Annotated in this window: 11 protein-coding genes; 4 read left to right on the forward strand and 7 right to left on the reverse strand. The window is 62.0% G+C overall.

The features are described from left to right. Positions 1-44 precede the first annotated feature (44 nt). The 5 genes from DEJ54_RS21285 to dctP form a co-directional block, all read right to left on the reverse strand. Positions 45-944, reverse strand: coding sequence for a hydroxymethylglutaryl-CoA lyase (locus DEJ54_RS21285; protein WP_113156758.1), 900 nt, complete (start codon positions 942-944; stop codon positions 45-47). Next, complete coding sequence (locus DEJ54_RS21290) at positions 941-2,218, reverse strand: hydroxymethylglutaryl-CoA reductase, degradative (protein ID WP_113157134.1); 1,278 nt, start codon at positions 2,216-2,218, stop codon at positions 941-943. The genes DEJ54_RS21285 and DEJ54_RS21290 overlap by 4 nt, the downstream gene beginning before the upstream one ends. Positions 2,219-2,232: 14 nt before the next feature. Further along, complete coding sequence (locus tag DEJ54_RS21295) at positions 2,233-3,546, reverse strand: TRAP transporter large permease subunit (RefSeq protein ID WP_113156759.1); 1,314 nt, start codon at positions 3,544-3,546, stop codon at positions 2,233-2,235. After that, positions 3,543-4,046: a TRAP transporter small permease subunit gene (locus DEJ54_RS21300; protein ID WP_113156760.1), complete on the reverse strand. Its 504-nt coding sequence runs from the start codon at positions 4,044-4,046 to the stop codon at positions 3,543-3,545. Before DEJ54_RS21300 ends, DEJ54_RS21295 begins: the two co-directional genes overlap by 4 nt. A 65-nt stretch (positions 4,047-4,111) precedes the next feature. Beyond that, complete coding sequence (gene dctP / locus DEJ54_RS21305; protein ID WP_113156761.1) at positions 4,112-5,146, reverse strand: TRAP transporter substrate-binding protein DctP; 1,035 nt, start codon at positions 5,144-5,146, stop codon at positions 4,112-4,114. Positions 5,147-5,274: 128 nt separating this feature from the next. Between dctP and DEJ54_RS21310 the strand changes: the two genes are divergently transcribed. The 4 genes from DEJ54_RS21310 (at position 5,275) to DEJ54_RS21325 (ending at position 9,425) form a co-directional block, all read left to right on the forward strand. After that, a complete protein-coding gene (locus tag DEJ54_RS21310; RefSeq protein WP_113156762.1) occupies positions 5,275-6,681 on the forward strand; it encodes a PLP-dependent aminotransferase family protein in 1,407 nt (468 codons plus the stop codon). A 181-nt stretch (positions 6,682-6,862) separates the two neighbouring features. Then, positions 6,863-7,576: a pentapeptide repeat-containing protein gene (locus DEJ54_RS21315; protein ID WP_206994602.1), complete on the forward strand. Its 714-nt coding sequence runs from the start codon at positions 6,863-6,865 to the stop codon at positions 7,574-7,576. A gap of 9 nt (positions 7,577-7,585) precedes the next feature. Then, positions 7,586-8,311 carry a pentapeptide repeat-containing protein gene (locus DEJ54_RS21320; RefSeq protein WP_204360917.1) on the forward strand — a complete coding sequence of 242 codons (726 nt, stop codon included), beginning with the start codon at positions 7,586-7,588 and terminating at the stop codon, positions 8,309-8,311. Between the two features lie 376 nt (positions 8,312-8,687). Beyond that, the gene (locus tag DEJ54_RS21325) at positions 8,688-9,425 is read left to right on the forward strand and encodes a hypothetical protein (protein WP_245447819.1); all 738 of its coding nucleotides are present in this window, start codon (positions 8,688-8,690) and stop codon (positions 9,423-9,425) included. Positions 9,426-9,484: 59 nt separating this feature from the next. Here DEJ54_RS21325 and DEJ54_RS21330 read toward each other — a convergent pair whose 3' ends face one another. Both DEJ54_RS21330 and DEJ54_RS21335 read right to left on the reverse strand, forming a co-directional pair. Further along, complete coding sequence (locus DEJ54_RS21330; protein ID WP_113157137.1) at positions 9,485-10,363, reverse strand: DUF1684 domain-containing protein; 879 nt, start codon at positions 10,361-10,363, stop codon at positions 9,485-9,487. 65 nt (positions 10,364-10,428) lie between these two features. Next, positions 10,429-11,745 (reverse strand): acyl-CoA thioesterase/BAAT N-terminal domain-containing protein, encoded by a 1,317-nt coding sequence (locus tag DEJ54_RS21335; protein ID WP_113156764.1) that lies wholly within the window; start codon positions 11,743-11,745, stop codon positions 10,429-10,431. Between the last annotated feature and the right edge of the window lie 77 nt (positions 11,746-11,822).

Here is an 11,822-nt window from a genome sequence, read left to right on the forward strand (position 1 = left end):
GAGAGCGAAAGCCAGCCAGCTTTAGCACGGCTGGCTTTCCATCATCAGCACTCGGGCGCGCGGAGCGCCTTGTAGACGCGGCTGGTCGGGGCGATGCCCATCGTGTCCGCGCAGAAGGAAACGGCGTCGAGAAGCGGATCGAGCGCGATGCCGGTCTCCATGCCCTGACCGTTCAGAAGATAAACGACATCTTCCGTCGCCACATTGCCGGCTGCGCCGGGGGCAAAGGGGCAGCCGCCGAGGCCGCCCGCAGCCGCATCCACGGTGCGAACGCCGAGCCTCACCGCTTCCCAGACATTGGCGACGCCCATGCCATAAGTGTCGTGGAAATGGGCCGCGATTTCATCCATTGGAACGTTTTTTGCGACCGCTTCCACCACGGCGGCGATGCGCGCCGGTGTCGCCTTTCCGAGCGTTTCGCCAAGGGCGATCTCCTGGCAGCCCATCTCGCGCAGGGCCTTGGCCACCGGGGCGACGGCCCCGGGTTCAATCGGGCCGGCATAGGGGCAGTCGGTGATGGTGGAGATGTAGCCACGCACGAACACGCCCGCCTCACGCGCCCGCGCGACGATGGGCGCGAAGCGTTGAAGAGAGGCGCTGACCGTGGAGCCGATGTTCTTTTCCGCAAAAGCATCGCTTGCCGCCGTGAAAACGGCAACGGCGCGCGCGCCTTCCGCGAGCGCCTGCTCCAGTCCCCGCTCATTTGCGACCAGCACCATGTCGCCGGCGCGTTCCGATGCGCCGACGGCTTTCATCACTTCCGCCGTGTCTGCCATGCGCGGCACGCGCTTTGGCGAGACGAACGCACCCACCTCCATCCGCTGAATGCCGGCGCGGCGCAGCCGCTCGATCAGCGCGATGCGGTGGGCGGTTTCGATGTGCTCCCTGCGCGCCTGCAACCCGTCACGGGGCGCCACCTCGACGATTGAGACGCGCGTGCTCACTTGTCGCCCCGGATGCGCTTCAAAATCTCTTCGGCCAGATCCTGCCGCACCTTGCCGAGGGTCTTGAGTTCGCTCGCGACCAGATCGATTTCGTCACCGACCGCGCCGACCATCAGGGCGACATTCTGCGCATGCAGCGCCATGTGTCCCTTCTGGATGCCGGTCGTGGCAAGCGCGCGCATGGCGGCGAAGTTCTGCGCAAGACCGATGGAAACCACGATGCGGGCCAGTGCATCGGCCGTTTCGACGCCGAGCAGCTTCAGATTGGCCTGGGCGGTCGGGTGGATCTTGGTCGCGCCGCCGATCAGGCCCACGGCCATCGGCATCTCCAGAATGCCGACCAGATTGCCGTCCGCATCCTTTTCCCAGCGCGACATGGAGCGATAGCGTCCGTCGCGCGCGGCGAAGGCGTGCGCGCCGGCCTCGATGGCGCGGGTGTCATTGCCGGTTGCCAGCACGACAGCGCTGACGCCGTTCATGATGCCCTTGTTGTGGGTCGCGGCGCGGTAGGGGTCTGCATCGGCGAAGCGGTAGGCGGACAGCATGTCGTCGCGCACCTGTTCGCCGCCGATCTCTTCGAGCTTCCATACGGCGCGGGCGCGCACCACGCGCCGGTCTGCCAGATTGGTGAGAATGCGCAGCAAGGTGCGCGCGCCGGTCCATTCGGCGAGCCGCGGGGCCAGCGCCTCGGCCATGCTGTTGACCGCATTGGCGCCCATTGCGTCGCGCGTGTCGACGATGATGTGCACGATGGTCATCGGCCCTTCATCACTCGCAATGACCCGCACATCGATATCGCGGAAACCGCCACCGAATTTCACCAAAAGCGGGTCGGTTTCGTCGCAAATGGCCCTGATTTCTTCGATTTTCTCGTAAACCTTCAGACGCACATTTTCGGGGTCGCTTGCGCCCAGAAGCTGGATCTGCGCCGCCATGACGGGGCCGCTGCCGGAGGTGAAGAAACCGCCGGTGGAGCGGCAGCGCTTGGCTGCGTTGCAGACGGCGGCGACGACGGAGGATTCTTCGGTCGCCATCGGCACCAGCATTTCGCGCCCGTCGACAATCATGTTGGTGGCGATGCCCACCGGAATGGCCATGGTGGTGATCGCGTTCTCGACCATACGGTCGGCGAGTTCTATCTGACCTTCGGCTGCTGCGGTGAGGCTTGAAATGGCCTCGTTTCCAAGCTCCGCCTGCCGGGCAACGGCCTGGAGGCGCTCTGCCGGGGTCATCTTGTGAAGGCCTTCAATACGGGACGATTGGACGTCGCTCATCATGTGTCCTGTTGTTACTGAATCATGGTTTTGGGGAGCCAGAGCACCAGCTCCGGGAACAGCGCGCAGATCAGGATGCCGAACGCCTGAAGAAGCATGAAGGGAATGATGGCCCGATAGACCGTTCCCATGCCGATACCGGCCGGCAGAACGCCTTTCATATAGAAGAGCGTGTAGCCGAAGGGCGGCGAGATATAGGCCATCTGCGCCGACACGAGGAACAGGATGCCGAACCAGAGCCTGTCGAAATCCAGAAAGTCGATGACCGGCAGGAAGACGGGCACGCAAAGGAGAATGATGCCGATCTCATCAAGGAACATGCCGAGGAAGAACAGGATCGCCAGCATGACGGCCAGCACGACCCAGCGATTGGCGTCCATGTCCTGAATGAAGCCGAGCAGGAAATCCGCGCCGCCCGTTCCGGTGAAGATCGCGACGAAGGCGCGCGCACCGATGGTGATCCAGAGGATCATGGTCGTGACCTTGACCACGTCCATGCCAACCCCGCGCAGAAGCTCCCAGCCGAAACGGCGTTCGATCAACGCTGAAACGAAGGCCAAAGCAACACCCACGGCGGCTGCTTCGGTCGGCGTGGCGATGCCCATATAGATGGTGCCCAGAACGCCAACGATGATGAGCATCGGCAGCACCAGCGACTTCAGCGCGGCTATGCGCATGGCCCAGGTGATGTCTTCATTCTCTTCCGGACGCGGGGCAATCGACGGGTTGAGCGCTGCACGCAGCACGATGTAGCCGATATAGAGCGAGGCGAGCAGAAGGCCCGGTATCACGCCGGCGATGAACATCTGCCCGATCGAGGCCTGCGCGGTGACCGCGTAGACAATGGTGATGACCGATGGCGGGATCAGGATGCCCAGCGTGCCGCCGGCGCAGATCGTGCCAATGGCGAGTTCCGGCTGGTAGTTGCGCTTGAGCATCGAGGGCAGGGCAAGCATGCCCATGGCGGCAACGGCTGCGCCGACAATGCCGGTCATGGCGGCGATGATCGTGCAGATGGCGATGGTGCCGACGGCCAGCCCGCCGGGCAGGCGGCGCGACCACAGTTCCATCGCCTTGTAGAGGCTCTCGATCACGCCCGAACGCTGCAAAACGCTGGCCATCATCACGTAGAGCGGAATGGCGAGCAGCGATTCCGACTGCATCGTGTCAAAGAGATTGAGAACGGTGACGGAAAGGGCCGCCGGTCCCCAAAGGGTGATCGTGAAGACGAGGGCAAGCGAGCCCAGCGTGAAGGCGAGCGGAAGACCGGTCAGAAGCAGTCCGACCAGACTCGCGAACATGATCACCAGAACGAGTTCGGAGCTCATGGGCGCGCCTCCGTGCGTGCATCATTGCGCAGGGCGAAAACCGCCTCGACCAGCGCCTGTGCGCACAGCATGACAAAGGCGAAAGGCACTACGAATTTCAGCCACCAGATGGGTGGGTTCCAGGCAGAGAAGCTCGTCTCTCCGAGCGACCATGCATTGACGGCCAGAGGCCAGCTCACGGCGGCGAAGACGGCCGCGAACACCGCGATCACGAGAAAGGCGAACACATTGAGCACGCGCTGAACGGGAGCAGGGGCCTTCTCGCTCACGATGTCGACCGCCACATGTCCGCGCAGATGCAGCAGATAGGGGCCGGCCAGCATGAAGTGTGGGCCGAAGACGAGCGTACTCGCTTCCATGGCCCAGACGGTGGGCGCATTGAAGGCGTAGCGCGCGATCACCTCATAGAGGAGCATCGGCACGACGGCGAAGATGATCACCGCAGCGATAACGAAGAGAACCCGGTTCACACCGGTGACGAAGGCGTAGACTGCCTGCATGGAAATGACATTGAGCCTGAGGGTCGATAGCGGGCGGCGCTGTGGCCGCCCGCCTGGAACAAGGATCAGATAAGACCGAGCGACTGCATGAAGCCGATCTGGCTGTCGACGATCTTGGTCGCCAGCGGATCTTCCTTCGTTGCGGCTTTCCAGGATGTGACGGCCTTGGAGCGGGCCTCTGCGACATCCGCCGGATCGAGGTAGATGACCTCGACGCCCTGCTCGCGATATTTGTCGAGCACCTGGCTGTTCTGCACGATGATGCGCTGACGCAGCGAACCCGAAATCTCGCGGGCTGCGACGGCAAGGGCTGCCTTGTAGCTTTCCGGCAGCGCGTCATAGGCGGCCGAATTCGCCACATAGCTGGTGGCCGTCGTGGGCTGGTGAACGCCCGGCAGGATGATGAACTTCGCGACTTCGGCGAGGCCAGCCTCGTAATTGGCCGTGAGGTCGCCACGGTCTGCAAAGTCGATCAGGCCCTTTTCAAGACCGGAATAGACTTCGGCCGTCGCCATCGGCGTGACCGCAACACCCAGATCGCCCATCACCGCAGAAGCGAGGCCCACAAAGCGGCCCTTCTTGCCGGCCATGTCGGCAATGCTCTCGATCTTGACGGTCGAGTGCATCGGCTCTTCGCCATAGACGGTCGGCGCGATGTAGGTCAGGCCGGCCTTGCCATAGGCTTCACGGGCCATTTCAAGACCGCCGAGCTCATAGAACCAGGCTTCGTACTGGTCGGGATCCGGGAAGCCGAACGGAATGGTCGAGGTGAAGGCGAAAGACGGGATTTTGCCGGCTTCATAGCCGTCAAAAGTCTTCATCAGCTGGAATGCGCCGCTGCGAACCGCATCGAACGCCTGATTGGCCGGCACGAGCTGGCCCGCCGAGAACAGCTTGATCTCGAACTGGCCGTCGGTCAGCTCCGAGACACGCTCGACGAACTTCTTCTCGAACTCAAACGGCGTTGTTCCGCCGTCCCAGAGCGCCTGCATGCGCCACTGGACTGCTTCTTCTGCGCGCGCCACTGCGGGCATAGCCAATGCTGCTGCACCGCCCAATGCGGAAGCCGTCAGAAAACGGCGTCTTTTCAAATCGGTCATTGCTTCCTCCCAAGACAGCATGTTTGTTCATAAGCGCAAATTGTCCTAAAATGAATTGGGACAATCAAGGGACAGTTTGACGCAAATTGGCGATGACTGTCCCAGCAGGAGGAATGGGACAATAAGCGATGACTGAAAGCGATACGCGCCTCTCTCGCGTCGACCGCATTGTCCAGCATGTCAGCGGGCTGCTCGCCGCCGGAGCCTATAAATCGGGTGAGCGGCTGCCTTCCGTGCGCCAGGCCGCGCGGGAGCATGGTGTTTCCAAAAACACCATGGCGGAGGCCTATGACAGGCTGGTTGCGCGGGGGCTGCTGGAGGCACGCGCCGGGTCTGGCTACTACGTCGCGCAGTTTCAGATCGACCGCCCCGCACCGCCCGCCCCGCATGTGGCTGCGGCGGTGGATGTGGTCTCGCTCCTGCGCGAACAGCTCGACCAGCACTATGAGGTGCGGCCGGGCGACGGCAGACCGCCGGCCTCGTGGATGGAAGGGGCGGAGCTCAAGCGTTATTTTTCCAGTTTCAGGACGGCGGATCCTGCTGCGGTGGATTTCGGCTATGGCAGTTCCTGGGGCTATGCGCCGCTGCGCGAGCGCCTTCGGGTTCTGCTTCTGGAGCGTTCGATCACCGCCCAGCCGGACGGGCTTCTTCTCACGCATGGGGTCAATCACGGGCTCGACCTGATCATCCGGCATCTGATCGAGCCGGGTGACACGGTGTTCGTCGATGATCCGGGCTATTATCCGCTTTTTGCAAAACTGACCCTCGCCAAGGCGCAGATCATCGGCATTCGCCGCAGCCATGACGGACCGGATCTGGAAGATCTGGCCGCGAAGCTGGCGCTGCATCGGCCCAAGGTCTTTTTCACGCAGTCTCTCGCCCACAACCCCACCGGCAGCACATTGTCGCCGGCGGTTTCGTTCGGCCTCATGCAGCTTGCGGAACGCTGGGGCTTTCTGCTTGTGGAGAACGATGCCCTGGCCGACATTCTGCCCGCGACATTGCCGCGGCTTGCCTCCCTCGATCAGCTAAACCGTGTGCTCTATGTCGGCACCTTCTCGAAAACGCTGTCGGCCAGCCTGCGCTGCGGTTTCGTCGCCGGTCATCCTTCCATTGTCGGGGCGCTCGGCAATCTGAAGATGCTGACCACGGTGGCCACTTCCGACTATGTGGAACGATTCGTGTTTCATCTCATTCAGGGCGGGCAGTATCTGCGGCATCTGCGAAAGCTGAGATCGCGCGTCGAGGAAGCGCACAAGACCTCGCTTGCGCGGCTTGAGGCGCTGGGGCTGACAGTTCGCAAGAGTGTCTCGCCGGGCTTCTATCTCTGGGTGGAGTTCCCCGACTCGATTGACGAGATGGCGCTCTGCCGTGCGGCCTCTGAGGAGAGCATATTCCTTGCGCCGGGCAGCGTCTTTCGGCCGGGCAGGCCGACGCAGGGCAGGGCGGCGATCCGGGTGAATGTCGCTTACGGGACGCATCCGCGCTTCCTTGCGTTTCTTGCGGATCAGCTGCAAAACGCTCCGCGCGCGTAAAGACGATGTGAGCCGGACTGTCAGGAGTGTCCTGGGGCCAGAGCCGCTTCCGATTGCAAGTTCGCGGCGCGTCTTCGATAAGGGCGCATCAAGATGCTTCGGCCTCGCCGCAAATGCATCTCCCGTCAGGATGGCGGGAGCGCGGTGGGAATAGGACAACGCTGGTTCAGAAAGTTCTTTCATGGAAGGCCGCTTTGAGATGATCTCAACAGGCGAAGGTTCCGCCACGCTCGCCGATCAGGAACTCGGTAGGGATGCGCTACGCCAGCTCACCGGGTCGGGTGCGCCGGTGGTGCTGCGGAACTGCGTTCTGGAAGACGCCGATCTCTCGCGGCTGGACATGGAGGGATGGCATTTTGAGGAATGCAATCTCACCCGGACCTGTTTTGATGGCGCGCAGCTGGATGATGCCGCTTTTGTTGGTTGCCGGGCTGCGAAGGCCAGTTTCGTTGGCGCAAAAATGACCGACGCCCGGATTGTGGGTAGTGATTTCAGTAATACAAACTTTCGGCGCGCAACGCTCACATCGGCGGTCATCACTGGCTGCAAGATGCTCGGCGCGGACCTGACGGAAGTGCGCAGCCTTGAGCTTCAGCTCGAGGAAGTGCTCCTGAGAATGGCCACCCTGCCATCGTTCTCGTTTCGCAAGAAGGTGTTGAAGCGGGTCGATTTCGGCGAGGCGGACCTGCGGATGTGCGACTTTCGCGGGGCGACATTCGAGGGCTGTTCTCTGCGGGGCGCGAATCTGGCGGATTGCCGTTTCGAGCTTGCGGATCTGCGCGACGCCGATCTTGGTGAGATAAAGCTGACCGACGCCCGCCGCTTCAGGGGGGCGATGATCTCAAGGCAGCAGGCCGCTGAGCTTCTGGAACAGCTCGGGCTGCTGGTTTTCTGAATGGTCCCGATGAGCCTGGAAGAAGCCGCAGGGTTGCAGAACGTTTCGGAGAAGAGCTTCCGCGATGAGGTTCTCGACGACCTTGCGATCTTTGAAACCACGTTTTTTCGATGTGAGTTCGTGAACTGCATTTTCGATGGCGGCCGGATTGGTCTTTCCACCTTTCACGACTGTCAGTTCATCGGCTGTTCGTTCCGTGACGCAAAACTGCAATCCTGCCGTTTCAGCGGAGAGGAGGAGACGCAGCGCTGCACCTGGTCGCGCTGCGACCTGTCGAATGCGGTTCTGTTGAAATGCGATGTCTCGCACAATGTGTTTGGCGACTGCCTGGGCTTCATGCTGCGTCTGGAAGACTGCGATGCGGGTGAGGCGCAGCTGAAGCTCGACGTTCAGCGACAGATCAACCATCGGCACATAATGGGTGGCTTTTCGTGCGTGCGCACGAAACTTCAGGACGCTGATCTGAATGGCCTCAATCTTGAAAGCAGCACGTTCGAGTTTTGCGATCTGCGTGGTGCGAACCTGACCGGCTGCAATCTCTCATCCGCCAGTTTTGCAGGCTCCAATCTCAATGGAACCCGGCTGACGCGTGCGGTTTTGACGGGGGCAAGCATCGCGCATGCGCAGATCGATGAGCTGGATCTGACCGAGGCGCTGACGACTGATGATCTGACCATCAGCCGTGACCAGCAGGAAAAGGTGCTGGCGCAATTCCGGATCAGGGTGCTGAATTAGGGTCAGGACCCAGGTCAGGACCCAGTAATATTGATCATCTGAAAAATACTTTCACCGCTCCGGTGAGAGTTGATGGAAACGATGCAGGAAATGGCCAAAATCATCTGGCGTCTGTTTCGGCTTTCGCGACGCTTTCGTAAAAAAACCAGTTCACTTGCCCTGTTTGATGAAATAAATGTTTGTGAGTTCTGAGTTTGGCGAAGTGTTGCGCTGAATCCCAGGGACAAGGGGCGGCCGGTGTCTGCCGGAGCGAGGGGGGAATATGACCGAACATTGTGCGGGCAAGAGTTGTGGTTTATCAGCTGCGCGCCTCTTCAGGGCCGCGCTGGCGGGTTTTGCCCTGTGCTCTGCGTCCGCTGCGGCGCAGGCCAGCGATATGCTTGGCGCGACAGAGGCCGAAATCCAGGATCAGCAGCGATGGCGGGTGATTTTCAGCCCCTATGTTTGGGGCGCGTCGCTCAACGGCACGGCGGGCGTGCTTGGATATAGCACCGATGTGAGAATGCCCTTTCATGAGATCTTCAAAAATCTCGATGTCGGATTGATGGGCAATCTGGAAGTCACGAATGGCACGTTCGGCGTCTATGTCGACGGCCAGTACGTCAAGACCAGCCAGGATGAAGACATTCTGGACAATGAACTGGCGTTGCAGGTCATCAACACCACGCTTGCCGCCGGCGCCTATTATCGCGTCTACGAGCAGGAGCTGGGTGGCGCGACGCTCTTTGGCAGGCCGCGCGTGTTTGCAATCGAGCCGACGCTTGGTGTTCGCTGGACACAGATAGACGCCAAGGTCGAAGTCGGGCCGATGACCGCTCGCCGGAAGGTGCAGTGGACTGACCCGTTCATCGGCGCGCGGATGATCTACGACATTGATGACCGGTGGAATTTTGCGGCGGAAGCAGACATTGGCGGCTTTGGCGCCGGCACTGATTTCAGTGCGCACGGTCAGGCCTATCTCGGCTACCGGACCATGATCCGCGACGTGCCCACCATGTTCCGCGTCGGCTATCGCGTTCTGTATCAGGACTATGATGGCGGCGACAATGTCAGCGACTTCAAGTATCGCGTGACCCAGCATGGCCCGGTCGTCGGGCTTTCCATCACATTTTAGGGCGTTGTGCCGCCAGGGGAAACACCTGGCGGCACATGCCTGAAGACTGTGGAGGCCGGTCAGTCCTTGGGCTGATAGGTCATGGTCCGCGCAATGTTCTGCGCAGGGCGTTTTTCGCCGGCCAGAACCTCGAAGTCGAGGTGGTTTTCCGGCGGAACCAGCGGGCAGGTCACGAAGTTCGTGAAGGCGCAGGGCAGTGCCACAGCATAGTTGAAATCGATCCAGTCGATGCGGCTGTTGGTCTCGTCGGTGAACTGAAGTTCAATGACGCGGCCTGCGCCATAGGTCACGGGACCATTGGTCTTGTCGCGCACATGGGCGACCGGCTGCACGCCATCCGGCGTGTCCTTGCCGATGAGAACGAGTTCGTGGCTCTTGCCTTTGTACTCGAAGGTGAAGGTGCCCATGCGCGGCGTGGATTCACGCACGCCTTCTTCCACGGTTTCAGCCTCGTAGTCGGTGCGTTCGCTCGGCGTGTAGACGCCGCGAATGCGCCATTCGGGATCGTAATCGAAAGCGGTGACGCCGGCGTCTTCCAGACGCGTGGCCTCGCGCGGGTCGCGCACGCGCACGCCGAAAAGAGGCTGGCCGTCATGCGTCGTGCGCAGAAGCGTTTCCACCTCGTTGCGGCCGAAATAGACCGGAAGGCTGTCGCCATGACCATAGGTCTGGTTGCGGCCCGGAATGATCTCCACCGGGCCCGTGGGGTATTCGCCGTCCACCGACAGGTTCGGGCCTTCGGCGGGCGGGGTGAACATGATGCGTCCGTCTTCCACCGACCAGGTGCCCGGCAGAAGGTCAAAAGTGACGCCCTGATCGTCTTTCTCCAGCCAGTATTGCGCAACCAGCGAAGTCCAACCATACGGGCGGAACATCTTGGCGACGTGGGCATAGCGCCATTCGCGCCATTGACCTTCCAGGTGTTCTGTCGTGGGCATGTTCATCTTCCTTTCGAAGGATTCAGTTGTCTGCTTGCGCAAAAGAAAGCGGGTGGACCGGCGCTTCAGCCGGCCGGGCGTGTGAGTTCGTCGAGGAATGCGAGGACACCGCGCCAGGAGCCTTCATCCGCCCGCGCGTTGCCCGATGGCGTGCCGCCATTCGTGTAGGGCACTTTCGAAACCGGATGTTCGCGGCTCAACTGGGTCGAGGGCACGAAGGGCAGGTTGATCGCATGGCCGGCGTCATCGAAATCGAGGTGACGGACGAGGTGCGGGTGGTCGTGCCGGTTGAGGGTCGAAACCACCATTTTCGAGTAGAGGCTCGATGGCCAGGCGCGGTCGTCGCGGCCCGAAACGAGCAGAACGGCGGCCTTCGTGTTCTCGATCGGAATGCGTGAGCGTGTGGCCAGATCGGTGTCCTTCAGGCCCTCGAAGAAGACGGAATGATGCCGGTTCGGTGGTGCATCGCCGCCCCAGGGGTGCCAGTGCACGGCCTTGTTGTCCTGCCAGAGATGGGTAAGCGGCTCACCACCCCGGGTCCAGGTCACGCCCTGCCAGCCGCCACGTGCGGGATCGCCCGCACCCTGTGCGCCATGCACCATGGCGCCCGGCACATAGGCGATCACGGCGGAGAGGAGATCGGGGAAAGTCGCGCCGAGAAGCAGGGAGAGTTCGCCACCGCGCGACTGCCCGGCAACCGCCACGAAACCGTCGCGCGGCTTGAGTGTGCGGTGCGCCCAGTTGAGGCCGGTCTCCAGATATTCGAGCGGGGTTTCGGTGATGAAGGGCGACAGGCCCGGAGCCTTGAAATAGCCGAGCGCAAAAGCCTGATAGCCATGGGAGGCGTAAAGCGCGCCGCGCGGCTCGTTGATGCCGCCGCCGGAACCATTGAGCACCACCACGACGGGATGCGGGCCGGGGCCTGCGGGTGTGAACAGCGTGCCGACCAGTCCGTCTTCGCGGATTTCCTGCCGTTCCACGCCTTCAGCCGCGAGACGCTGGAGAAGCGCACCCTCTGCCTTGACGCCGGCGGCGGTTTCCGCCGTCAGCGCCGTCTTTAGCGGCTGCATGACGTCGTCGGGGAAAAGCTCCTGACTGTTGCTGTCGACCGGCTTCTGGCTCCAGATGAGGCCCATGGCCGAGATTTCCGCATAATCGCCACCAATGGGCGCATCGCGCGTCAGATCGACGACGCCATCGGCATCGGCCATGAAGGTCGCCTGGCTGTACCAGACAACGCCGCCCGCCCGCACTGTCCGCGCGGAGATCGCGACGAGTTCATCGGGCGCGAGGCCCGAGACGACGATGCGGCGGGGCTCGTCGATCAGGCCGTCAGCGGGGGTGACGGAAACAACGGGCGCGGAAGCAGGGTTTGTCGTCATCTAGAGCACCATTTCTGCAAGAGGGGTGGTCAGCCATTTCCGGGCATTGGCGCGCAGAGGGGCTGAGCCGGAGGCAC

This window comes from Nitratireductor sp. OM-1, assembly GCF_003296175.1.
Classification (GTDB): domain Bacteria; phylum Pseudomonadota; class Alphaproteobacteria; order Rhizobiales; family Rhizobiaceae; genus Nitratireductor; species Nitratireductor aquimarinus.

Bases quoted from the DNA above. Each gene is read 5' to 3' on its own strand.
- DEJ54_RS21290 (WP_113157134.1), bottom strand. From the start codon at position 2,218: ATGAGCGACGTCCAATCGTCCCGTATTGAAGGCCTTCACAAGATGACC.
- DEJ54_RS21295 (WP_113156759.1), bottom strand. From the start codon at position 3,546: ATGAGCTCCGAACTCGTTCTGGTGATCATGTTCGCGAGTCTGGTCGGA.
- DEJ54_RS21300 (WP_113156760.1), bottom strand. From the start codon at position 4,046: ATGCAGGCAGTCTACGCCTTCGTCACCGGTGTGAACCGGGTTCTCTTC.
- dctP (WP_113156761.1), bottom strand. From the start codon at position 5,146: ATGACCGATTTGAAAAGACGCCGTTTTCTGACGGCTTCCGCATTGGGC.
- DEJ54_RS21310 (WP_113156762.1), top strand. From the start codon at position 5,275: ATGACTGAAAGCGATACGCGCCTCTCTCGCGTCGACCGCATTGTCCAG.
- DEJ54_RS21315 (WP_206994602.1), top strand. From the start codon at position 6,863: ATGGAAGGCCGCTTTGAGATGATCTCAACAGGCGAAGGTTCCGCCACG.
- DEJ54_RS21320 (WP_204360917.1), top strand. From the start codon at position 7,586: ATGAGCCTGGAAGAAGCCGCAGGGTTGCAGAACGTTTCGGAGAAGAGC.
- DEJ54_RS21325 (WP_245447819.1), top strand. From the start codon at position 8,688: ATGCTTGGCGCGACAGAGGCCGAAATCCAGGATCAGCAGCGATGGCGG.
- DEJ54_RS21330 (WP_113157137.1), bottom strand. From the start codon at position 10,363: ATGCCCACGACAGAACACCTGGAAGGTCAATGGCGCGAATGGCGCTAT.
- DEJ54_RS21335 (WP_113156764.1), bottom strand. From the start codon at position 11,745: ATGACGACAAACCCTGCTTCCGCGCCCGTTGTTTCCGTCACCCCCGCT.